General features: G+C 42.1%; 39 protein-coding genes. 1 reads left to right on the forward strand and 38 read right to left on the reverse strand.

Annotated features, from left to right (window positions below; translation table 11 throughout):
* Position 1: 1 nt before the first annotated feature.
* The 35 genes from AC0LWT_RS07210 to AC0LWT_RS07380 form a co-directional block, all read right to left on the reverse strand.
* Positions 2-760: a phage head morphogenesis protein gene (locus AC0LWT_RS07210; protein ID WP_474680706.1), complete on the reverse strand. Its 759-nt coding sequence runs from the start codon at positions 758-760 to the stop codon at positions 2-4.
* A complete protein-coding gene (locus AC0LWT_RS07215; protein WP_474680546.1) occupies positions 705-2,249 on the reverse strand; it encodes a phage portal protein in 1,545 nt (514 codons plus the stop codon). The genes AC0LWT_RS07210 and AC0LWT_RS07215 overlap by 56 nt, the downstream gene beginning before the upstream one ends.
* Before the next feature lie 59 nt (positions 2,250-2,308).
* The gene (locus AC0LWT_RS07220) at positions 2,309-2,773 is read right to left on the reverse strand and encodes a hypothetical protein (protein ID WP_474680547.1); all 465 of its coding nucleotides are present in this window, start codon (positions 2,771-2,773) and stop codon (positions 2,309-2,311) included.
* A 7-nt stretch (positions 2,774-2,780) separates the two neighbouring features.
* On the reverse strand, positions 2,781-3,047 hold the full coding sequence (locus tag AC0LWT_RS07225) for a hypothetical protein (RefSeq protein WP_474680548.1): 267 nt from the start codon (positions 3,045-3,047) through the stop codon (positions 2,781-2,783).
* Between the two features lie 258 nt (positions 3,048-3,305).
* Positions 3,306-4,586, reverse strand: a complete 1,281-nt coding sequence (locus tag AC0LWT_RS07230) for a PBSX family phage terminase large subunit (protein ID WP_474680549.1) — start codon at positions 4,584-4,586, stop codon at positions 3,306-3,308.
* Positions 4,531-5,538, reverse strand: a complete 1,008-nt coding sequence (locus tag AC0LWT_RS07235; protein ID WP_474680550.1) for a terminase small subunit — start codon at positions 5,536-5,538, stop codon at positions 4,531-4,533. The genes AC0LWT_RS07230 and AC0LWT_RS07235 overlap by 56 nt, the downstream gene beginning before the upstream one ends.
* 56 nt (positions 5,539-5,594) lie before the next feature.
* Positions 5,595-5,834, reverse strand: coding sequence for a hypothetical protein (locus AC0LWT_RS07240; protein ID WP_474680551.1), 240 nt, complete (start codon positions 5,832-5,834; stop codon positions 5,595-5,597).
* Positions 5,835-6,059: 225 nt separating this feature from the next.
* Positions 6,060-6,206, reverse strand: a complete 147-nt coding sequence (locus AC0LWT_RS07245; protein ID WP_474680552.1) for a hypothetical protein — start codon at positions 6,204-6,206, stop codon at positions 6,060-6,062.
* A gap of 454 nt (positions 6,207-6,660) precedes the next feature.
* Positions 6,661-6,945, reverse strand: coding sequence for a hypothetical protein (locus tag AC0LWT_RS07250; protein ID WP_474680553.1), 285 nt, complete (start codon positions 6,943-6,945; stop codon positions 6,661-6,663).
* Positions 6,946-7,301: 356 nt separating this feature from the next.
* Positions 7,302-7,691 carry a hypothetical protein gene (locus tag AC0LWT_RS07255; RefSeq protein ID WP_474680554.1) on the reverse strand — a complete coding sequence of 130 codons (390 nt, stop codon included), beginning with the start codon at positions 7,689-7,691 and terminating at the stop codon, positions 7,302-7,304.
* Between the two features lie 90 nt (positions 7,692-7,781).
* Positions 7,782-8,186, reverse strand: coding sequence for a YopX family protein (locus AC0LWT_RS07260; RefSeq protein ID WP_474680555.1), 405 nt, complete (start codon positions 8,184-8,186; stop codon positions 7,782-7,784).
* A 157-nt stretch (positions 8,187-8,343) separates the two neighbouring features.
* Entirely contained in the window at positions 8,344-8,559 is a 216-nt protein-coding gene (locus AC0LWT_RS07265) for a hypothetical protein (protein WP_474680556.1), read from the reverse strand.
* Complete coding sequence (locus AC0LWT_RS07270; protein ID WP_474680557.1) at positions 8,556-8,747, reverse strand: hypothetical protein; 192 nt, start codon at positions 8,745-8,747, stop codon at positions 8,556-8,558. Before AC0LWT_RS07270 ends, AC0LWT_RS07265 begins: the two co-directional genes overlap by 4 nt.
* 132 nt (positions 8,748-8,879) lie before the next feature.
* Positions 8,880-9,098, reverse strand: coding sequence for a hypothetical protein (locus AC0LWT_RS07275; RefSeq protein ID WP_474680558.1), 219 nt, complete (start codon positions 9,096-9,098; stop codon positions 8,880-8,882).
* A 13-nt stretch (positions 9,099-9,111) separates the two neighbouring features.
* Positions 9,112-9,258: a hypothetical protein gene (locus AC0LWT_RS07280; protein WP_474680559.1), complete on the reverse strand. Its 147-nt coding sequence runs from the start codon at positions 9,256-9,258 to the stop codon at positions 9,112-9,114.
* 45 nt (positions 9,259-9,303) lie between these two features.
* Positions 9,304-9,642, reverse strand: a complete 339-nt coding sequence (locus AC0LWT_RS07285; protein WP_474680560.1) for a BC1872 family protein — start codon at positions 9,640-9,642, stop codon at positions 9,304-9,306.
* Between the two features lie 344 nt (positions 9,643-9,986).
* The gene (locus tag AC0LWT_RS07290) at positions 9,987-10,421 is read right to left on the reverse strand and encodes a hypothetical protein (protein WP_474680561.1); all 435 of its coding nucleotides are present in this window, start codon (positions 10,419-10,421) and stop codon (positions 9,987-9,989) included.
* Positions 10,422-10,498: 77 nt separating this feature from the next.
* Complete coding sequence (locus AC0LWT_RS07295; protein WP_474680562.1) at positions 10,499-10,747, reverse strand: hypothetical protein; 249 nt, start codon at positions 10,745-10,747, stop codon at positions 10,499-10,501.
* Positions 10,744-11,151: a hypothetical protein gene (locus tag AC0LWT_RS07300; RefSeq protein WP_474680563.1), complete on the reverse strand. Its 408-nt coding sequence runs from the start codon at positions 11,149-11,151 to the stop codon at positions 10,744-10,746. Before AC0LWT_RS07300 ends, AC0LWT_RS07295 begins: the two co-directional genes overlap by 4 nt.
* A 146-nt stretch (positions 11,152-11,297) precedes the next feature.
* On the reverse strand, positions 11,298-11,495 hold the full coding sequence (locus tag AC0LWT_RS07305) for a hypothetical protein (RefSeq protein WP_474680564.1): 198 nt from the start codon (positions 11,493-11,495) through the stop codon (positions 11,298-11,300).
* 175 nt (positions 11,496-11,670) lie between these two features.
* Positions 11,671-12,114, reverse strand: coding sequence for an XF1762 family protein (locus AC0LWT_RS07310; RefSeq protein WP_474680565.1), 444 nt, complete (start codon positions 12,112-12,114; stop codon positions 11,671-11,673).
* 72 nt (positions 12,115-12,186) lie between these two features.
* Positions 12,187-12,360: a hypothetical protein gene (locus AC0LWT_RS07315; RefSeq protein WP_474680566.1), complete on the reverse strand. Its 174-nt coding sequence runs from the start codon at positions 12,358-12,360 to the stop codon at positions 12,187-12,189.
* A 99-nt stretch (positions 12,361-12,459) separates the two neighbouring features.
* Entirely contained in the window at positions 12,460-12,645 is a 186-nt protein-coding gene (locus AC0LWT_RS07320; RefSeq protein ID WP_474680567.1) for a hypothetical protein, read from the reverse strand.
* A 266-nt stretch (positions 12,646-12,911) separates the two neighbouring features.
* On the reverse strand, positions 12,912-13,073 hold the full coding sequence (locus AC0LWT_RS07325; RefSeq protein ID WP_474680568.1) for a hypothetical protein: 162 nt from the start codon (positions 13,071-13,073) through the stop codon (positions 12,912-12,914).
* A gap of 28 nt (positions 13,074-13,101) precedes the next feature.
* Positions 13,102-13,281, reverse strand: coding sequence for a zinc-finger domain-containing protein (locus AC0LWT_RS07330; protein ID WP_474680569.1), 180 nt, complete (start codon positions 13,279-13,281; stop codon positions 13,102-13,104).
* A gap of 10 nt (positions 13,282-13,291) precedes the next feature.
* On the reverse strand, positions 13,292-13,552 hold the full coding sequence (locus AC0LWT_RS07335) for a hypothetical protein (RefSeq protein ID WP_474680570.1): 261 nt from the start codon (positions 13,550-13,552) through the stop codon (positions 13,292-13,294).
* Between the two features lie 383 nt (positions 13,553-13,935).
* Positions 13,936-14,520 (reverse strand): hypothetical protein, encoded by a 585-nt coding sequence (locus tag AC0LWT_RS07340; RefSeq protein WP_474680571.1) that lies wholly within the window; start codon positions 14,518-14,520, stop codon positions 13,936-13,938.
* Positions 14,513-14,878 carry a hypothetical protein gene (locus AC0LWT_RS07345; protein ID WP_474680572.1) on the reverse strand — a complete coding sequence of 122 codons (366 nt, stop codon included), beginning with the start codon at positions 14,876-14,878 and terminating at the stop codon, positions 14,513-14,515. The genes AC0LWT_RS07340 and AC0LWT_RS07345 overlap by 8 nt, the downstream gene beginning before the upstream one ends.
* A 2-nt stretch (positions 14,879-14,880) precedes the next feature.
* The gene (locus tag AC0LWT_RS07350; protein WP_474680573.1) at positions 14,881-15,015 is read right to left on the reverse strand and encodes a hypothetical protein; all 135 of its coding nucleotides are present in this window, start codon (positions 15,013-15,015) and stop codon (positions 14,881-14,883) included.
* A complete protein-coding gene (locus tag AC0LWT_RS07355) occupies positions 15,012-15,173 on the reverse strand; it encodes a hypothetical protein (protein ID WP_474680574.1) in 162 nt (53 codons plus the stop codon). Before AC0LWT_RS07355 ends, AC0LWT_RS07350 begins: the two co-directional genes overlap by 4 nt.
* 344 nt (positions 15,174-15,517) lie before the next feature.
* Complete coding sequence (locus tag AC0LWT_RS07360; protein WP_474680575.1) at positions 15,518-16,363, reverse strand: GIY-YIG nuclease family protein; 846 nt, start codon at positions 16,361-16,363, stop codon at positions 15,518-15,520.
* Positions 16,364-16,365: 2 nt separating this feature from the next.
* A complete protein-coding gene (locus AC0LWT_RS07365) occupies positions 16,366-16,800 on the reverse strand; it encodes a hypothetical protein (protein WP_474680576.1) in 435 nt (144 codons plus the stop codon).
* Positions 16,801-16,811: 11 nt separating this feature from the next.
* Entirely contained in the window at positions 16,812-17,468 is a 657-nt protein-coding gene (locus AC0LWT_RS07370) for an HNH endonuclease (RefSeq protein ID WP_474680577.1), read from the reverse strand.
* Complete coding sequence (locus AC0LWT_RS07375; RefSeq protein ID WP_474680578.1) at positions 17,465-17,629, reverse strand: DUF6011 domain-containing protein; 165 nt, start codon at positions 17,627-17,629, stop codon at positions 17,465-17,467. The genes AC0LWT_RS07370 and AC0LWT_RS07375 overlap by 4 nt, the downstream gene beginning before the upstream one ends.
* A 52-nt stretch (positions 17,630-17,681) precedes the next feature.
* Complete coding sequence (locus AC0LWT_RS07380; protein ID WP_474680579.1) at positions 17,682-17,879, reverse strand: helix-turn-helix transcriptional regulator; 198 nt, start codon at positions 17,877-17,879, stop codon at positions 17,682-17,684.
* A 129-nt stretch (positions 17,880-18,008) separates the two neighbouring features.
* Between AC0LWT_RS07380 and AC0LWT_RS07385 the strand changes: the two genes are divergently transcribed.
* Complete coding sequence (locus tag AC0LWT_RS07385; RefSeq protein WP_474680580.1) at positions 18,009-18,350, forward strand: helix-turn-helix domain-containing protein; 342 nt, start codon at positions 18,009-18,011, stop codon at positions 18,348-18,350.
* A 22-nt stretch (positions 18,351-18,372) separates the two neighbouring features.
* Here AC0LWT_RS07385 and AC0LWT_RS07390 read toward each other — a convergent pair whose 3' ends face one another.
* The 3 genes from AC0LWT_RS07390 to AC0LWT_RS07400 form a co-directional block, all read right to left on the reverse strand.
* Positions 18,373-18,891, reverse strand: a complete 519-nt coding sequence (locus AC0LWT_RS07390) for a hypothetical protein (protein ID WP_474680581.1) — start codon at positions 18,889-18,891, stop codon at positions 18,373-18,375.
* 100 nt (positions 18,892-18,991) lie between these two features.
* Positions 18,992-19,429, reverse strand: a complete 438-nt coding sequence (gene gvpU, locus AC0LWT_RS07395; protein WP_474680582.1) for a gas vesicle accessory protein GvpU — start codon at positions 19,427-19,429, stop codon at positions 18,992-18,994.
* An 85-nt stretch (positions 19,430-19,514) separates the two neighbouring features.
* Complete coding sequence (locus AC0LWT_RS07400) at positions 19,515-19,769, reverse strand: hypothetical protein (protein ID WP_474680583.1); 255 nt, start codon at positions 19,767-19,769, stop codon at positions 19,515-19,517.
* Positions 19,770-19,943: the final 174 nt, after the last annotated feature.

The raw sequence follows: 19,943 nt of genomic DNA on the forward strand, positions 1-19,943 counted from the left end.
GTTACATAATAGCCTCAAACTGCTTCCGACTCATTTTTACGATAGCTCCGTTCCTATATACCTTTGCTGGCCATGTGATCAAATCAAGATCGATAACAGGTTCAGCGTAGCACCTGCAGTTCCATATGCAGCCAGCATGGTAATTTCCGACAGATCTTTCACCAGCCAACTTTTCAGGACTTGGCGGGCTGCTCCAAGGAATTAGGACGGCCTCCATGATCTCGTGGGATTCCCTTACGCGCGAATCATCGCTTGTCCGCCATACATACCAACGAATGCCTACAAGCTCGCTACGCGCCTCGGTGAGCGCCGTAGAAGTCTTGCTTGTCTCAGTTCGGGCTATAAGGTTAACCCTACCCGTGGCCGCTTTCGGGAACCGTTGAATGATCAACTTTGTTATATCGCTTGAACGCGCGCCCTTCATGGCTTCCGACAAAATGAATTCATTGACATCCCGAGCAATTTCTTGGGGTATTGATTTTATCAACGTGGCGTTATGCCGGATCAGTTGATTCACTGTGCCACCAAGTGGCCCTTGCATTTCCTTTAGCAACGCAAGGTACAGCATCTTGCCCTTGCCATTCCTTCGCGCAGCCTGCCGCCATGTTCGCCCAGCATCGGAGAATAGATGCGTAACCATTTTCATCGCAGCAGCTTCAGCGTAATCGGAGAATACTTTACTTGCTGCATAGTTGCGTATGGCCTTAACGATTTCTGAAGGTTCTTCGAATCCAGCCAAGTAAACTAGAATCTTTTGCATCAAACGCTGAACCGCCGAACGGTAGGCTTGCTCGATCCGGCGTTTCGGTGCCCATAAACTCATTCAGATCACCGCCCGGCAGCATTTCGCCTTGTGATGTGCTGGAATCTGCATTCTCTATGTCCGCGTCCGTTATGTTCGTGAACATGCCCGTTGAATCCGACATTTGCCGAAGTTCCTTTAAGGACGTTCGCTGACTGATAATGCCCGCATTGTAAACGTTTATGATGGACGTTGTTTTCTTATCCACCAGTTCCGCAATGTCTTTGTCATCAGGTGTCCGAATCGGATTGAAGTCATACTCCAAATCGTCAGGAATAGCCCCAAGCTCCGACATAAACATAATCGGCAAGAGTTTGTCCAAGATAGGGGCAAGATACGTCTCCTGTGCCTGCTGGACCGTCTCGTAGTAGTTCTGCATGTCCGATTCGCCTGTTGCATTCATTCCCGCAGGAGCGCGGCCAAACAGTTTTGTAACCGGCGTCTGGCAGGCACCCGCAACGTCGAGCATAAAGCTCTCATAAATATCATTGAGTCCAGTAAAGGAGTATTGATGTGTTTCGAAACTGTCGTCTTTGTCCATTACATGCAGGCCCATATTTGACATGAGCCAGTTTTGCATTTGGATTGTGTTGTACAAATCCCGCTGCACCAAATCATTGCTAATTGCAAGGTTTTGACCCAGATCACCCATCTTAATGACTCGAAGATTCGCAAGGAAGATCAGCTGCGCGATGTTCCAACTTGAATTGTCGCGCTTCTTCAATTCATCGAAGACGGATTCTACAATGGATGAGCCCCAATACAACTCAGCAACCTTTTCCCAATAAGGAAGATCGTTGCCGACAAATCGCAGGATACGGCTATGATGTACTGTGAAGCTTTGCCCTTCTTCCGTCGTAATCCGATAGAACCGCGGAAGGCCAAATTCATTGTCGGATGTATCCTCAACCAATTCCTCGCCTGGGTATACGCCGGACCATCGGTCAACAATCATGATTCCCTTTAGCGATCCCGGCATGATCATATCAAAGTCCAGCGGTTGGGCAAGGATATCTTCATGTCCATCAATCATAATCAGGCCCGCAGCCCCGCCATAGAGTCGGCCCCATTTCAAACCTTGAAGTATTTTCTGCTTCAGGTTCCTGGTGCGCCAAAGCTTATCCACTTTGCGAATATGCTCCGGGGTAAGCTGGCTAATAACCTTAATCCAGTTACGTGTCATATCTTCCGGTATGGTATCTACAACGCGCCTTATGATCCAATGGCTACGGTACAAGCTATTCATCAGGTTATAGTCACGCGTCAGGCGCGTGTTTGGATAGGCTGTGCCTTCCATCAGGTTCGGCGTGCCGTACCCCAGGCGGGCAAGTACGTTTTGGAATGCGTCCGTTGTCAGCCCTTTTGGAAGCTTCTGCTGTTGTTGCTGCGGTTTGGTTGGCGGCGATGTTCGGTTGTCATTTGTTTGCTTTCGTTTCCGTCTGCTCAATTGCTATCCTCCTTTCAGGGCAAAATAAAAAGCACCCTCAATAAAGGAGTGCTTAGGCGCTAAAGATATCGTTTAACCGTTTCCCATAGTGCGTCACATAGTTCCTTTGTGTCATAAGAACCAACACTGTTTGAATATACCTGCCAGTTATATGGATTAATAGATCCTCTTTCCTTTTCCCACCATTCGTCATCATCTTTATGCATTAAATCGCCTTTATTTAATTCGCCACGTTGCGGAGCATAAATTTGGTATATTCGTTCTTTTGAATTAAGAAACTCAATCATCTGTCCTATAGAGAAAAGAGGGTAATCTTTTTTCCAGTCATTAAACTGAGCGTGATATGTTTCAACCTCGTCACCACACCAACATTCCAACGCACCGATTATGCATAGCTCAGGCCCTAAATTTTTATGGAATCGCACAAAGTAATCTCCATCTTCTGGCTTCCACCATTCCAGCAACCGTTCCTTCTGAGCATCCGATAGGGTATTAAAATCTTCCACGGTTATTCTTTGCTTCATGGATCATCTACCCCCTTAATGCTTCATCACGGACACTTTGAATTAAGTCTCTCAACTCTTGTTCCGTGAAAAAGAATCCTTCTATTCTATGAACCTCAGTACCCAATTTAGTTGTAGTGACTTTCGCCTTAAATTTATCAGATTCGAGAATTAATTTAGTAAGTTCGCGAGATAAATCGCGTTTAACCATTTCATCAATATCATAGTTACGTGAAAGTAATACCTCACTTATTTCCGTCTGCATAAAGAATCTTGAATTTTGTGGAAGCTTCATAATCATTTCCTCCCTAATTGATATTCATTTTTTATTCAAGTACATATGTATAAAATGCTGTATTTTGTACAGATGTACTCCCGCACAACCATGCGGTAAACCCGTTAATGGTGCGGGTTTTCGGCGTCAAACAAAAAGAACGATTATGCATCATTTATGCAAAACGCTCAGAAACCGCACCGTTATGGGGTTTTGTGTTTTCTTATCTACCGCTTGATTTGCTGTTGCAAACACATTTTCGTTGCCTTCATGCAGCGTTTATGCATCACGTCCAAGCAGTGAATTCGGTCTTATGATAGTTTTGACAAAGTACCTCGCAGCATCCATGCAGTGGTCATCCTTCTTAACCGGCTGCTCTACACCGCGTAAACCAGCCTTTTCATCCCATACATATCCAGATACTTCTTTTAGGAAGTTGGGGCATTTAGTGCGGTGGACTTTCAATCTGCGTTTCGCTATCATCGTCGCTGTCATGCGTAACCCTTCCAGTACATCGTTATCAGCATCTTTTAGTCTGAATCCTCTATTCCTAAAGGATACTTTCAAGCTTGATGCAGAAGGATCAACGATTACATACCGTGGATACTCGTCACCTACAAACTTTTCAAGATCGTCAGCGTATTCGGAAGTTTCTTTCTGTCTTCCGTTTTCTTTCTTTCTTTCGGGATCGACTCCTGCAGCATTTGAATCCCTGCCGCTATGATAGTACTCATCAAGCACCCAAACGTTGCCACTATCGTCCATCCAACAATCTAGAAAGACCGTTGCATTCTGGGTACCAAAGTCTACCGCGATATAACGCTGTGCCATGCTCTTGAATCCAGGAATCAGGTCTTCATCGGTGAACGTATTCAAGTCTTTGTCCCACATATCATAGATCGCGCCCTGAGCAACAACCCATTTCCCTTCAATCATGCGTAAATACCAAAAACCCGTGTAGGCTTCACGGATAAATGTTTTGTACTCATCATCAAGGTTAGGGTTATCATCTAGCTCGAAATGATACACCTTCACCATTCCGCTGCTGAGTTTCTTTTCATCTGTGATGTATTCAGTATATAGGTAATGATGCGGATGATCGGGGTTAGTCGTTGCGTATAGCTTGGCACCTTTAACAGATAACCGATTAAGGAGCTGCTTGAAGAATTTCTCTGGCATTAACGAGAGCTCATCACAATAGGCACCGGCCAATGTTTTACCGCGAAGGTATTTCTCCGAACCTTCATCCTTCGCGCCAATAACCTTGATCTTGCGGCCAAACATGATGATGAGGCCCTTTTGGGAATTGTACTTGTAGTTCTTTTCCCCTACCGTATCGAACAAATCCTGTAGCACGTTATCATAGATCGTTTCTTTAGAAACACCTGTAATGATCAGTAATCCTTTTGGGCCGGTCTTAATGTAATTGATCCATTTAGGGATCATCCCGACTGTTTTACCGGAACGTACAGAACCTTCTAAGATGTTAATGCGAGCATCTTTTTCAATCGGATTCAGTATGAACCGGGTTATCTTCTCCCCGAACATCTGGAATTCCATCGTCCGCACCTCCGATTGCTGCGGCGCTGAGTCTGATCATTTCCGTTAATTGATCAATGTTCCCTTTGCCCGTTTCATCATCGTCATCATCAATGATGTTGCGTTCGATCTCCAATTTTTCCTTTGCAATTTTCAGTTTCTCTTCTTCGATCATTCGTTTATGGTTATCAGGCAGCAGGTCCAGGTATTTTGTCAAAACTTCAAGAGCTTTCATCTTGTCGTGAAGCTTGATACTCACTCCGTCCTTGCCCTCTTTAACTTCGCTTATTAGCGTTCCATCAACTTCGCTGGCGTTCCGAAGCGCAACAAAGCTTTGCTTGGTCATCATCGTTTCGCCGTCGGGCGTTAGAACTGGTCCCTTCTTCGTCATGATAGGAACGTCTTGTTGTCCGAAATCAACGTAATCTTTTATATCAGCAAAGGCTATGGCAGCATACTTGTTCAGTACGTCCATCGCGTCTACAAATAAAGCATTAGCCATATTAGCCTTTATTCTATTGACTTCTGCGCTCACTTTAGCATTTCTTAGCAGCCGGCTCCCTTCAACGTGAGCACTATCAGCTGCATAGCCTGCATTGATTGCCGCTTGAGTTGCATTGAAACTTTTTACATAGTAGAGACAGAATATTCTTTGTCTGTCTGTTAAGTCTGCTGACAATTCATCAGCATTCGGAGCGTTGTAAATTGTATCGTTCTTTTTAGTACCGTTATTAGAACGTTCCGTAATCTTGGGTCGTTCTTTTGCTTTTTTCGGAACGTTACGTTTTGTTCGTTCCGTATTATCGACTTCTCCGTTTAAATCCTTGTCCCATTTGTATTTTGATTTCCATCCGCGAACTGTTCCATCAGGAACACCAAGCTTTGATGCAATATCGATTAGGTTTATCTTTCCGCCGGCAGCAATATAGAGTTCTTTTGCTTCATCCATTTTAGGATCACGTTGTCTTCCCATTTACATTGTTCACCACCGCCTATGTTATATATGGTAAGGAAATGTTTCCTGACCAATTATTGAGAAGATATTTCTGTAACATCGACTATGTCCGCACAAGCAATGAACGTAAAACTACCGTTTTCGTAATAAGGTATGTGGCATCTAGGTATTTCCCTTAAACGGTTAATGCGATCAATTGATTTCGATGAGTAGTATTCAATCACTCTGCCGTCATTCATTGTTAACTGTAGATTGTGATGTTTAAGTTCTTCGGTAACGGGTCCTTCTGGATACTGATATGTGATTGTTTTCACGTTTATTGTCTCCCTTGTGATTTTTGTTCTCGATTGTCGAGATACTTTTCAAACATAAGATCGTCCTTTTCCTTTAGAGTTTTCCCATGAGAACAAGGGCAGTAACCAGTGTATGTGAAAACGTTCTTGCCGCTGTTTTTGCATCCTTTGCAGATGGGTTCTGATCCTGATTCATTCACAGGCATCATCCTTTCGAGAAAAATAAAAAGCCACTCAACTGAGTGACTAGGCAAGAAATTTATCAATATGCTCGACCGTGTTCTTTAAGGACATTACTGTCGGCTTCTTTTCTTCATCATTATAAAACTTCACGTTCCAAATATTCGATTCTTCATCGTAAAGAACGAATCCGACTATTCCGTTTTTGAACATAAACATATCACCTTCATAAATCAGGTTTCCGTCTGGGTATCTATATTCACTACACATTCGTCTCAAACCCCTCTCATAGACTAGGATTGTTCTATTTGCTCTTTTTCTCCCTAATATAACAATAAATGAGCAATACTATAAATAATCCTCCGTATATAGTCATCGAAATTAACGAGGATGTTTCTGGCATATGATATGAAATTCCGCGCAAAATTAAAATAGACGAAAAGTATTGTATCATAGAATCACTCCCATTTTTTCTACGATAATACATTTCGACTTATATGGGTTTCAAATCCTGCTTTGATCGTTATTAATTGTTCGGCCCCCACCCCTGACCATAAATGAACAATTGACCCAAACGAAAAGAAGCCACGTTTCCGCAGCTTCCTCATTTAACCAACCAATCGAAGAATGGCACAACACCCTTTCAATAAAAAAATAAAAAAACACCCTATAATGGGTGCTTGGAGCAAACTTCAATTTCTTTAAAACAATGTTCTTCTGCGTAATCAATTCCCTCAATAGTAATTACGATGGAATATTTATTAGGATTTGAACGGTCTGGCTTTAATGAGACATACCCTTTATCGCGTAAATATTCCAAGGCCAACCGTTCTTCCACATCCGCTGATTCATCAGCGACAATTTCTACTTGTTGGCCGCCACTATTAAAATAGTCATTATAAAGATCGGCAAGTAATTCCTTCCGGAGCAACTTTCTTTTCATGACATCCATGCCCATACCTCCCACATGTTTTGCCCTAATTATCATATGGAATGATGGTTTTTGTCAAAATTTGAGAAACAAATAGAGCAAAGAGAACTGAATGCCATACCGCTACCAGCATGCACTTCTCTTTGCTCTAAAAAGAGCTAGGGCATCTAACCCTACCTCACATCACACCACTGACGCTAAACGTCTAAGGAGCGCACGGCGCGTCTCCCACAGCATGACCGAGTTCCTACAAATGATAAGGGTACAGTAGGTATCACCCGAGCAACATTTGCTCTTTGTGATATAACTGTACCCCTTTTAATTTCGTTATAGCGGACAGGGAAGAGACTGCATTTCGCCTTTAAACAGACACGTTTTTAACGTATACTTTCCCACAGTTTGAACGTGTTTGCAATCGATTCTATACCCTCGAAAATCTTTCTGTCAATTGAGCGCTCGCATAGATCGAAATTGCATATTGTCTCGTAACGGTCGTGTCCCGAAATGAACCTGTATTCGATTATCTCCTTTACATCTTGTTCGATAATCAGGTTGCAAGCCCGTTCGATTTTTGTAACCATCATTTTAATATGGCAGTATACGTCAGACCGCTGTAACAACTCCATTTCATTATGTTTTTCCAGGTCATCCTTTGTTTTCTTCATCTTTGTGTACTTCGAAAGATCTTTACGCATTTTTTTTATTTCTGTTGCCGTCGCTACGGGAAACAAAACAAATTGATCATCTTCTTTTTCCGCTACCATCATAGTTTTCACACCTCAATATGATATAATAGTGGTGTGAATTGGTTAATCCTCTACGTGACCGGCCAAGGTATTTCCGTAGAGGATTTTTTTCTATTTCTCTAATAGCTCAGGATGCGTATAAATTGTGCCAATTACCCTGCAGTGATCTTTGTGTAAGTATGAAAATACGAATGTTGTGCCTTTATGTGGACCGGCAATCATTTTGCATTCAAATCCGCCTATGCATGGCTCAATTACGCATATATCCCTGTGTTGCTCAACAATATCCCCAGCATACACTTCCTGTTCCAGTCGGTTTTGTAATCCTGTGAATTGCATTGTAGGGAATCTCCGCCAGTAACCTTTTCCTTCGTACTCTGATACTTCCAGTCCGGTATTATTAAATCCAATAAAGAAATCATTCTTTCTTGTAACGCCCTTTGGCATCATGCCTGTACGAATCGGCTGCATCATAGTTTTGCGTTTCTCATCCCACGCTCTATAATCTTGTCTCATAGTTCCACCCCGACATATATAAGTATCTTCTTCACATACCTATAGAGAATAGGCCAGTGTAAGTCCTTTAGGACGATCATATGGGACTTGATGGATAGAAGCTTCGTCTCCATCTTACCGAGCCTCTGCGCGGCTCCTTGTTCGTCTGGATGGATGTTCATTGGATACCTCTTTTTAATGCTGCAATAGTTTCTGGGTGCCCGATAATCGTGTTTCTCGTAACGAACACATCATTTTTCGGTGTAACGGTGAAGCCGTAGCGTTTGGCCCATTTCTTATTAATGCGTTGCTTCCGATGCTTGCGGTTCTGATTTTTGTCGATCATGTTCTTGTCTTCGATAATCTGCATTCCTTTGAAGTATCCGTTGTTCATTCCTTCTTCTCCGCCTTTCTGAATGCTTCTACAGCGTCTAGGATAGCTTTTCGATGAGTACGAGCGCCTTTTCCGCACATGGCACCATTGGGGCCAAATTTCACAGAACCATAGACTTCTGCATCAATGCCCTTGCCGATCACTGACCAATACCCCTCAGCTTCTCTCGTAACAGTGAGTTTGTTCATTCCTCTTCATCCTTCCTTTCCAGACCTTATTATTCGGTCTCCGTCAGCGCAGCGGAGACCTTCGGCCGCCGTTTCACTAAGCGGATTCGGCCGACTCGATGGCCTACGGCCGTAACTTCAACTCAGCTCCCGTTACTTTCCGGTATGATTCAAATAGATGATAATTCTGTGACCTGTCTTTTTATCGCCAGCAAAATGCCAAATGTCAGTTACTTTGAACCTGTGCATGGAACCGTTCAGTTTGGTTCCGATATGCTCCCCGATCCTTGGTAGTAGACGAAGCCATACGGTCGTAACTGGTGTTTCTTCCGCATCGTCAATTTTCAATTCGCATTCAAAGTATTCTCCCACCGTTTTCCCTCCATTACTTGCCACCTTTGGTTTCTTTATTTTTGATAATCGCATATGCCGCTGTTGCCAATTCTCGAATCCATTTGGCATTCATCGCAATTTCTTCATCCGTCATTTCTTGCACTGAATCCAGACGTTTCAACACTTCGCCTTTTTTCATCGTCCACCTCATCCCGGCCGAATCCACCGGCCGTATACGATTGTTTTATTTCTCCATTACTGCTAGCAGAGCGCAGCGGCATATGGCTTCGGGTGCCGTTTCACCTTGTGCCATGATCGGTTCTGAATCGTAATCAAGCTCAATTTTGCACCAGTATCTATGCCCTTTCATTGTTTCAAATCGCTTTACTGTAACTTCATGGAACTTCTCTACTACTTCCCATGCGTTCGGCAAAAAAGTTGATGGCAAGAAATCTACTCTGTCTATTCTCATTCCTGGTTCGTAATCCACATGCGAGCGAACGATGTATCCGAATAAATTCTCGTTTACAAGCTTATCCAATTCCCGGCCCGGCACCATCGCCAATATATCCTCTCTAGTCATCGTTCTTCACCTCTATTTGCTTTACTTAATCTGTAATATTCATGTAATGGACTAAACCTCTCATGTATCCTCCAGAAGAAAACTGTAAGAGCATCTTTCTTATCTCTGTTCATCCTTTTGTTAAAGAGTTCACCGTTATTTGCTCGTCTGGATAAATTCAGGAATAAATTGGAAAGAAAGATTGATAATCTTGATATTCCGCGATGATAACTAGGGCAGTTTATTTGTCTTTGAGTTAAATGTTTTGCGCATATTGCATTTTGTTTCAAAAGGCAATTGTCACATTGATATTTAGTCATTGTCGTTCTTCTTCCTTCCCTTGTGATATATAAACCTTATTCGACCTATGCAGTTGCTTTTTCCGTTATTTCCTCTATATTCTTACGAGCGAATTTTATCCAATCTTGCAGACCGTCAAAGTTACTTTCCCACATTTCTTTCGATACGCTCATAGCAAGCAAAACATCAAAATCATACCAATGTGCCAGTGGCTCATCTCCGCGCTTCGGATCGGCAACGTAATCACATTCCTTGAAATATGCTTTGCCATCTTCGTCCAATGAGGGAATCTCATCATTTTCGCAATAAATATAATCCGAATATCCTTCTTCGTAGCTACCGGTTTCGTATATTAATGTTGCTTTTCCGCACTTGGGACAAATCTTTGCCTTCTCCATTTCTTCGCTAAGTTTTCTTTGATTGGCGCACCATATTTCAGCCCATTTAATCGGTATCCGTACCTGTTTTGCGTACTTTTTAGGATCATCGTAAATACTCATACCAACTTCGCTCCTTCGTCTTTTGCGACGCAGCCGCCATCGTTTCGACCGAACTACCCAGCGTAGCGGCAGCCGTATCAGGTTTCCTTCCCTTGGATTTGAACTTGTTTGGACGCCCACAGAAACGCTCGTACAACACCATTTGCTGTATCAGGATAGCTATAATGATCGCCTTTATGACGGTCGTAGATTAGAACTAAACGTTTTGCTTTTCGGGCGCGTAGCACTTCATAATCCCCTTTTGGTTTCTCAATGCCCCATCCATCTTGTAGAAGCCATAAACGGAAATCTTCAAGCTTGCTTCTATGGAGCGTGCCTCTGCTCATTCCGGCTTCACCTTCACTTGTGTTTGTCGAATGGTCGCCGCCGTCTTGCGTTTTAATTCATCACTTAACTGTTCAGTTTTGGGAACTACAAGCACGCCTTCAGCCATGTCATTTATTGCATCCAGTTTTTGAACGATATCCTTCCCTTCTATTTGTTGGAGGGCAGACCGGGCGCGCTTTCCTCCATCCTTTAACAGCATCGACCATGGATACTTAGTCCATAGTTCTTGATTGCTGTACCATTCCAGAACTTCTTTAAGGAGCTTATTTTGCTGTTGGAGGTCTCTAACATCCACTATCAATTCATTTACATCTTCAAAAACAACCCATTCAGGACCATCGCCAAATGATGTATAGTAACCGTTGTTTTTGATAATTTCCTGTAACCGTTCTTCCGTTAGCATTAGGTATTCACTCCTCTACTTTCTTCCAAATATCGACCATCCTAGAAATGCCCAAATTAGAATCATTACTGTAAACGGAACGCCAATTACGATAATTAGTGTCCATATTATCCAAACTGGAATTACTATTGTCATGATTAGGTATTTCACCCCCCATATAAATCTTGACTCAGTGTCGATTCCTTTGTCGTTAATTTGCAAAATTCTGCTGGAATCTCTCCAAAATCCCCTTTTTGATCAACGTCAATTCTTACGACATATTCGGCTGTATGCGGTTTGTATCCAAACACTTCTTTTTTTACATAGAGTTGATCTTCCCACCATTTTCCTTTGGATACCGACATGATCCTGATGTATTTTTTATCTATGGATCTCAGTATAGTATTTCACTCCTTTTGTACGGCCCCCGTAGGGGCCTATGGTCTCTTTTCGACTTGAACCTACATAACCCGTTGATACAGAAAATTTAAATTTTGCCACATTTGTACCTCCTTCGTCTTTTTCTTCGATTCGACCGATTCACTCGGCCAGCATTTCCCATATCGTTTTTTGACCGAGAGGATGACGATCCATTCGCGGCCTACTTGGTACGCTCCAGCTTTTTCCCGGCGTCTTGTACAGTTCCCGCCATCCTGCAGCCCGCAGGCTCGTACCGGGCTCCTCTGCAAGTGTGTAAGTTATAATTCTCCTATATCCCAATGCTTTTGTCGCTCTCCATGCTGCTCCATACAGCATTGATGCGGCGTTCCGTGTTCCGTCTGTGCAGCAGCGAGTTACCTCCAGCGTGCGGCCGTTGTCCAGGTGCCGAGCAACCGGCCTGCCGATCATGATCACGCCGACAACTTTTTTCTCATTCGCCACCGCAATTGAGAATTTATGGCCTTGCGGCGGGATGTGGTGCCGATGGTGCTGTTTCACGAATTCGCAAGCATCAGCGAAGGAAATCGGCTGCGTCTCCAGCATTGCCTTCCCTCCCATGTATTTCAGTAAAAACAAAAATGCCGCAAACTGTCTATTGAACAGTGCGGCATTTTTTTATCTATTTTTACCCAGCGATTTAAAGCTGATAATTGTTCCAACTTCATACTTGTCACCTTTTTCATGCTCAAATACTGCAGATGCTTCAAAAATCGTTGAACCCGGGTAAACCTTCTGGAAAATTTTCTTTCCTTCCCGATCCGTCACTGTAACCTCAAAATATCCAATCACTTATACACCATCCTATTCATTCGAGGATACGTAGTTATGGTAAAAATATACACCAAGATGCCGCACTATTCAATTTTCAAAGATCATGTATTTCAGTATTCATTGAGGAACTTTACCCCTCAACATTTTGTTTTCTTCCTTTAATTCTTTAATTTCCGATTGTAAAGACTCAATCTTTTGGTGGGCTATCTCCATCGTTTCCATGCATTCATCAACCATTCTTTTATAATCGGCTATTGTTTTAAGTTGTTGACGACGCTCTCGATTAATTCCAGAAAAGTTCATACAACCACTCTTTTCTTATGTTCAGGTGTATTCATTTTTGTTGCATCGTCATGCCCCACTATTGCGTTAGAAGCTCTCCTACCCAGCCGCATTTACAAAGATAGTTCCAGCATGTCGTTTCCAGTAGACCGTGATCCTTCAAAACCTTGCCTGTTCGGGCGCAGATGGTTTGTCCGACCGCTATTTGACGATAAATTTGCAGGTCCACGTTACCGCATTTAGGGCATTTTTCTTCTCCCATCCCATATACACCGCCTATCCTTTAGTTACTTCCCGTACAACCCATTCAAAGTTCCGTCTTCGAAGGCTTTTTGGTACAGCACCGTCAGTAAATCACGGATTAATTCGCGGCTATGTTCTTCGATCACTCCAGCTTCTAGCATCATGGCTAGAATGGTATTAACTCGATCCTGTTGCTTTGTGTTCATACTGTCACCGCCTATTCCTAAAATAGTGTTAAAGTAACTTACCAAGCGTTTGAAGTTCTGCTCCCACCGGGCAGTTCTTGTTGCAATGTCCGTCTTGTTTGGCAAAGTGTCCTTTATACTTTTTTCTCATTTCTTTAATCGTATGGCAGCCTTTGCATTTCGATTGAAATATTGCATCAATTTGGAATAACACGATCATTCTAGTCATACCGTGCCTCCTAGAATCCCATTGCTATTTGAACAACTTCATGCGGCTTGTAAGGTATCCACTGATTTCCGTATTCCTTCATCCATTCCGCAATGCTTTTCCGTCTGTTCCAATCACTCCGAGGAATCCAGCTTGTATTGTCGCCCTGGAGTGCCGTTTCATATGGAGCGAACCACTCATGATTAATCATCCCAAGCAGATGAATCCTTCCGACCGGATGATAATCATAGAATATCTCGTTCAAGTATTTAGTCCGTTCTTCGTCGTTCATCCGAACTAAACCACCGATTGCTAAAATTGGCTCTTGTCTAAGAAGATGGAATGATCTACCCTGCAAGATTGGAATCGGACTGTACCCACGCTTTCGCATGTCCTTGAGGTACCACTCCGTGGCTTCTGCGTCACCTATTTCGTCATATTGTAGGTATCTATGATGTGACCGCATGTAACGGTCGATATAATGCCGGAAGTATGAATAACTCACTGGATCTTCTGAGAATGTTCCCGGGTCCCATATTACATCACGACTCATATACTGATCGATCCATGAGGGATATTTGCGGAGCAGTGTGCAACTCAAGAGCCAATACGGGACCTCACTTGCCGATGCGGCGAGATGTTTCCTGTTAACGCCTGCTACGTAAATTGTTCGGTTCATATTTCACCATCTGGGTCGGCGTTATCGGTGTACAATTCCTCCAATGCTTTGCACAACTCAGATGTTGTTACTCCAAATTCTTTAGCCAATGCTTCAAGTGCCTTCTCATTTGAATCAAAATCAAACGCCAGTACATTGAAGGCGTGATATGCTATTTTGTAATGCAGTGAACCGAAATCATATGCATTTGATAAAGGTCCATAATGTTTTTCTCCATCACCCTTGTATCCGAGTGCAGTACGTGCGCGGGCGCCGCCATCTTTGTCAATGATGATGTATCCATGCCTGCTTAGATGTTCGATATCGTATGTGGCTTTGTCGGCATAGAACTGCAACGTTTCTTCCGCCTGTTTCAGCTTCTGTTCTATGCCTTGTAGACGGGTTAGTTCCTTTGCCTGCTTCTCAATCAATTTACCTTGCTTGACCATTGTGTTATGTATTTCAGCAAGAGTTCTTGCATTCGGAAATATAGATTCGTCTAGCGGCAACTTGGGTTCCATGATCCCCAAACGCTTAAAAATATCCCGACATTCCCCTAGCGTTTTCGGTTCCTGTATTTCTTTTTGGATGGACTCATTCATGTGTGGGTGCCTCCTCAATAGGGACAGTAGACAAATCTACCTTCTCGAGAAATTCTGCCGAAAACGAACCGCTGAATCCTTCCAAAAAGATTGAGCAGTAATCATGACCTTTTGGGCGAAAAGCATCTGATTTACATTTCCATATTCGGCCGGCATACTTGGGGTTGCTTGCTTCCATACAAGTGTGCATGACCACGTAATCGCCTTTTTTGAGATTGGATACTTCACTGCTTCTATGGTACATACTTTCAGCGTCTGCAATTACGCTTTCTACTGCATACGACTCATGCTGGTGTCCGGCTTGTTCAAGTAGCTTTGCTCCGCGACGAGCTGCTTTTATTTCGTGTTTGTGGCACATGATTAGGACTCCTTATCTCCGTAACGCTTGACGATACAGTCAACGCAGTAATTCTTAGGTGGTTTATTATCGACAACTACGATTTTAAGTAACGTTTCTTTTGCGTGTCCGCAGGCTACGCACCATGTTTCATTCATGATTGGTCCTCCTTGGGCTCATATTTTTCACAACAAAATGTCGGTTCTGTTTCCTCGTTGTCTAGTGTGCATTTAGGTGGAGCTTCAAAATGTTTGCAATAAAAACAGAACTTCTCATGAAACTCTCCGCTTTCGTCAAACCATATCTCTGGCTTCATGTTCTTTCCCTCCTATGGGTGAGAGGATAAATCTCTATGTGGAAAAATCATAAAGGATCATATTTGCGAGCAATTCCTTCTGAATGTGGTCATTTCGCATGGTTTGGTTTCTATTCAACATTGACCGAATAGAGGATGAATCGTCCCGTCCGATCAGGCAGGTTGACACTCCTAGCCGGGGAACCGCAATGATCTTAGTGCCGTGTTCCCCGTCCATTGCGTATACCGCTATGCCGCCTTCCCAGCCGTCCAGGTCATAGGTTTTGTGGGAACAGGTCAGTTCTGGTTTTGTTTTGGTTCTGGACACTTTATTCACTACTCCTTATGAGTAAAGATAAACGGCCTTAGCCGATATGTAATTCTTCTTGCTTGATAACCATATCTTTGAACCTCTGTTTAAGTGAATCAATTGTTATCTTTGGTCTTGTAAGGTTTTTAACCTTGTGCCGCTCATGCTCGTACTTTGTAATCCACCACGCTTCAACGCTATTCAGAAGTAATTGATTTTGTTCATCGCTTTGCCTTCTGTCTCGGTTGACCTCAGCCAAAACGCTAAAACTTAGATCGCTGATATTCCCTTTACTTCCATCTTTCACATGCTCTTGCCATCGGAAAAAGGGCATAAATCTTGTCTGGCCGATATAGTAAACATCCTCCTGCCGGTTGTAAATCAGGTAAATGTACCCGAATACATCGCCGCCCCTACCTTCTTCCTTCTCTTGAAATTCTCCTTCGCTTCCTGCCCTCTGGCTATTATGAAACTTTGTTCGACAATCATAGGTACAGAAGTATGCGGTTTGTTCAAAGTCAGAAAAAGCGTTGTCTGAATTCTCATACCAACCTCGCTCATTTATGCAAGCACGGGGGAACTCACTTGCTTTGCCTTTGACTGGCGCATGACACCAAAAACAGCATGTGTCGATTGTGAGGTAGAATCGATCATACCAATACTTTTCGCTATCCATGACGATTGCGTATATGCCGTTTGTTTCCTTTTTTGGCTTGGCAAACTTGAGGGCCGCAGCGGTCTCATTAGAGTATCGCTCCTTAACTTGTTTCTTTGCTTCATCCCGATCACGTACATCCTTCAAATAAAACTCGTCCAGCATAATTCCCTTTTCAAATCGATCACGCTCATGAACGTAATCAAATACTCGAATCCAAAAGTAATTGGAAGCGGAATCGCTCACACTCATCCCTCCTCAAGTATTTTCTCATCATTTGAGCCAAATAATCGTAGTAATGCAAAGTTAAGCTGCAACCTAGTCAAATTGAAATCCTTAGCGAGCTTACTCCGCTTTTCATTACGTTTTTTCCGCAGGTCTTCCCATTGCGCCTCAGTAAGATTTATATTTTCAATCTGTTTACGTAAGTAAACATCCCTTCCGGGAAACACTGTTTGTTTTGGCCTTTTTGCAATAACTTCATATGGTTTATCGATGATTTTATATGTAAAAAACCTATTATCTCGGCCTGTTATTTCAGCTAAACCAAAACCGACAAGCGCATTAATTCTGCTTTTTACAGTTGTCCTTTTTCTCCTGATCTTCTTAGCGATTTCTTCTTGCGTAAGTCCTTGTTTCAAGAATTCATACATATCTGCTTCACGTTTAAGTAACTGTATCAATCCTTTCCCTCCTAGTCGTCGAAATTACCATATCCAAATGGGAGCGAAGACGTTTCAGTCTTCACTACATCATGTATCAGAGAAGCGAAGATGTTCATTTCGCGGTCATCCATACCATCTAGGATCCTTATTTCTTTTACTTTCAACTTTCTCCCCGCCGCGATACTGAGCAGGTTTACGATGGGTTCCAGCCGGTCCAAGCGCTGCTGCTTTTCCTGTTCATGCTTCCGTTCAACCTCTTGTTTGCGGTTGTATTCAGCCCAATCTTCTTCATCAAACCAGAAGTATTCCCCGTACAGTTTGCGGTATAATGCAATTATTTCTTGCTTCTTTGCTTCGCTGCTTTCTATATCGATATGGCAGTTTCCACAAGCCCGGTAAGCGTTCGACAAGACGCCGCGTCCGGATCGTCCCCGACCAACGACATGATGAGTTGTTGCACAAGGGGCCTGCCTACAGCTTTCACAGATGCCACCTGAACGTTCGATTGCGGACTTTACAACCACGGGAGGGAATTCCGCTCTATCTGCGTTATTGGGTTTGTGCTCGTGATGAGAAAATAAGTTTTGTTTCCACTCGGGAAGTGATTTTTTGACCTTCTTCCGGCTCTGTAAACTGTTATAAGGTTTCTTTTCCTTTTCTCGCTTTTGCGGTTTCGGAAACATCATCCCTTCTCACCTTCAAACAATTCAATTTGATAAACCTTCTGAGAAGTTTTTTTCTGGTACTTCTTTTTGCATTTTGATCCAATGCCGGTCTTTCTGGCTTCTGGATTTTTCAGTTTACGACGGCAAATTAAGCATTGGGAATATTCCTTCTTTACCTCCATCCATGACACCAACTTTCTGGGTGAGGAAATTTTTCCTTACCTATGGTATACTTTAAGTACCCTTATTCAATATTTCGTCGATAGTTTTGCACTCGAACTTTTTAGCAATTAATTCTGCCAATCTGAGCGATGGAGTTCGGGAACCATTCTCAAGTTTTTTAACGTAATTCGTTGTAATACCAAGCATTGAGGCCGTCTCTCTTTGTGTCATGTCCTTTGCCGACCTAAGTTCTTTCAAGTTTAATTTCAATATCCATCACCTTCTTTAGTGAACTAAATGTGTATTAAAATCAATTTTTTAGTGTACTATAAGTACACTTCGTAACTTTATTTTAGTGTACTTATTGTACACTGTCAATCGAAAATAGGAGTGGTTTCTTTGGATTCAACTTTTGGAAAAAGAGTGAAGGAATTACGGAAAAAATTAAATATGACACAGTTAGAACTAGCCGAAAAATTAGGCGTTTCGGAAAGAATGGTAAAGAGTTACGAAAGTGACAGCGAGAAAATATCCAGAAACCCAAGCATTGAAATGCTAAATAAATTATGTGATGTATTCGGGGTATCTGCTGATTACTTGCTTTGCAGAACGGACAATCCTGCTCCAAACTATGTTTCGAATGGCGCAATATTGAATTTGGACATGAGCGAATTTTCAGAGGAGCAATTGGAGTTTATAGAGGCTTTTATAGAGGCATTTAATAAGAAAAAGGGAAAATAAAAAAGGCACTCCCACGGAGTGCTTAGACTGTTCTTATTTTATCAAACGCATCTTCAGAAAGTTTCATTTCGCCTGATTCCAAATGCACGAAATATTTAAATCTCTTTTTGAAAACACTTCCTTTCGAATCTACAAAAAAAGCAAATAAATTCACGGTACTACTTTTGCTCAATCCACATATTTTAGCAATTTCATTATCGTTTAGTTGAATAGTTAATGTCTTTGACGGCTGAATATCCTTTATTTCAGAACCTCTATAGAATATTGTCAAGTTTTCGGTTGATTTCAATCTAAGTGATCTTGCCCAAAGAATGCCGTATGATTCAATGCTGATAAGACATTGACCTGTATTTACTAATACTACTGCATGTCGATTAAAAATCGTCCTTGATTTTTGGCACCTTATTTTAACTTTCGAAGTAACAGATGCCTTAGCGATTTGAAGTGACACAAAAATCGCTATCAAAGTTATTACCGCAGCAATTAGTTGCCCAACAGCCGAAATCGCTGTCCAATTCCATTCAGAAAAACTTAAACTCAATTAGTTCACCTCCCCACCTACATTTTCCAACAGAGGAGGGGTCTTGTAAACAACAAATTTCGATAAATAAAAACACCCGGGTTTGGGTGTTTAAGAAATTTTAATTTTGAACTGGCGTCATTTCCCCAATAGTGTAACCATCGATAGAACGAATTTTCCCTCTCCATAAACCCATATTTATTAATCTGTTCCCGTCATAATATTTAGCATTTCTAAGGTGTATCATTTCAGGGCGGTTGTTATTTTCGGGTTTGAAGAATTCCTGACCGAAATACCGGTATTTATCTGCCAATAATTCTCCGATATTCCCTTTAGTGCTAAGTTGATTTGCTACTTCACTGAAATATTTAATACCTGGTATTATTGTTCCAGAAATTATTGATCCACCAATAAACAATGTAACTCCAATCGATATATCTGAATTTCCTGATTCATTAGCTATTGTTACAAGAAACTCTAACATAAAATCCTTTTGGTTGAGATTGTTTAAATCGAATTCCTTTTCTTTAAATTCTTTTCCACTTGGTACAACTTCCATTACCATCACTCCCATTAATTACATAATAGCATATAATATATTTTCCAACAAAGGGATGCATTTGTAAACCATAACATTGTAAGATCTATCCCTTTAGCTTTCTATCAATCATACTTGGTAAATCAATAATTCCATATTTGAAAAACAAATAGGCACCAATAATAGCTACAAGTCCAGTAATTAGATTAAACACTGTTCCCCGAATCTTAAACACGAATCTCGCTATTATTGCAGTTAAAAAATATGGGCCTATCATATATATCAAAGTAAGCTGAAATATAGACCAGGCCATTGCTTTAAAATTATTGCCAATTAGCTGTGTAAATTGTTCTAGTTCCATCGTATTCGCCCCCCATAAATCCATATATCGGAAATCATAAGGGGATTTTTTACAGTAAAATCAGTTTGTGTATATCAAAGAACAATCTATGTAAAGGGGAGTTGCGCGCTCCCTCGTAGCGGATATCCGCGACTCTCCGTCAGTTAGGCGGAGAGTTTCGTCCGTTTCCGCGGC

This window comes from Paenibacillus sp. sgz302164, assembly GCF_056120505.1.